The organism is Oleiphilus sp. HI0043 (assembly GCF_001634935.1).
The window spans coordinates 1-1,592 of sequence record NZ_LWEY01001227.1; the positions used below are offsets into that span (position 1 = coordinate 1).

The 1,592-nt window shown below is 43.8% G+C and carries 2 protein-coding genes; both read left to right on the plus strand.

Annotation, left to right across the window (positions count from 1 at the left end):
* Positions 1-596 (plus strand): 30S ribosomal protein S4 (gene rpsD / locus A3729_RS15090; protein ID WP_068634030.1); only part of this gene is annotated, 596 nt, incomplete at its 5' end.
* Between the two features lie 35 nt (positions 597-631).
* Positions 632-1,592, plus strand: a 961-nt coding sequence (gene rpoA / locus A3729_RS15095) for a DNA-directed RNA polymerase subunit alpha (RefSeq protein ID WP_068634031.1), incomplete at its 3' end; no start/stop codon positions are given.

Here is a 1,592-nt window from a genome sequence, read left to right on the forward strand (position 1 = left end):
GTAAACTGTCACGCCGTGAAGGTACTGACTTATTTTTGAAAAGTGGCGCTAAAGCGCTAGATTCAAAGTGTAACTTAGAAACTGCTCCAGGTATGCACGGTGCTCGTCGCGGACGTTTGTCTGAATACGGTACCCAGTTACGAGAGAAGCAGAAAGTTCGCCGTCTATACGGTGTTCTTGAAAAACAGTTTCGTGGCTACTATAAAGAAGCTGCACGCCGTAAAGGCGCTACAGGTGAAAACTTGCTTCAGTTGCTGGAACAACGCCTTGATAATGTTGTATATCGTATGGGCTACGGTTCTACTCGCGCAGAATCACGTCAGCTTGTATCCCACAAGGCAATCGTTGTTAACGATCAGGTAGTGAATATCGCATCTTACCAAGTTAAAGCTGGTGATGTTGTTGCTGTTCGCGAAAAAGCTAAGAACCAATTGCGTGTTAAAAACGCTGTTGAGTTAGCAGCTAATCGCGGGGCAGTTGAGTGGATCGACGTAGATACCAATAAACTCACAGGAACTTTTAAAGCTGTTCCTGAGCGTTCAGAGCTACCTTCGGACATCAACGAGAATCTAATTGTTGAGCTTTACTCTAAGTAATCTCATCGGATACAACATAAGGTATAGGGGCATATATGCAGCGTTCAGTTAATGAATTCTTGAATCCACGAAACATTGAAGTTCAAGGTTTAAGCGCAACACATGCAAAAGTTATTCTAGAGCCATTAGAGCGAGGTTTCGGCCATACGCTTGGTAGCGCATTAAGAAGAATTCTTTTGTCATCAATGCCGGGTTGTGCAGTTGTAGAAGCAGAAATCGAAGGTGTATTGCATGAGTACAGCGCAATCGAAGGTGTTCAAGAGGATGTTATTGAGATCCTTTTGAACCTTAAAGGTTTGGCTATAAACATGCACTCACGCGATGAAGCTAGTTTGACGCTTACTAAGAAGGGGCCAGGCCCAGTCTTGGCTAGTGACATTCAGTTGGATCATGACGTTGAAATCATGAATCCGGATCATGTTATTTGCAACCTTAGCGACAATGGTGATATCACTATGACGCTACGTGTTGGTCGCGGTCGTGGCTATGAGCCAGCTGACCAGCGTGGTAATAATGATGATGAAACACGCGCAATCGGTCGTTTGCAGTTGGATGCGTCATATAGTCCGGTTTCGCGAGTTGCATACTCTGTTGAGAATGCGCGAGTTGAGCAACGTACTGACCTCGATAAGCTTGTAATTGATCTTGAAACTAACGGTACTATTGATCCTGAGGATTCAATCCGCCGTGCAGCTACAATTCTTCAGCAACAACTTGCTGTATTCGTTGATTTCGATAACGAAAAAGAAGTAGTTCAAGAAGAGGAAGAGGAAGAAGTCGATCCAATCCTGCTTCGTCCAGTAGATGATCTAGAGCTAACCGTTCGTTCTGCGAATTGTTTGAAAGCAGAGAATATTTACTACATTGGTGACCTAATTCAACGTACTGAGGTTGAACTGCTAAAAACGCCTAATTTGGGTAAGAAGTCTCTTACAGAAATTAAGGATGTGCTAGCATCTCGTGGTCTTTCATTAGGTATGCGTCTTGAAAACTGGC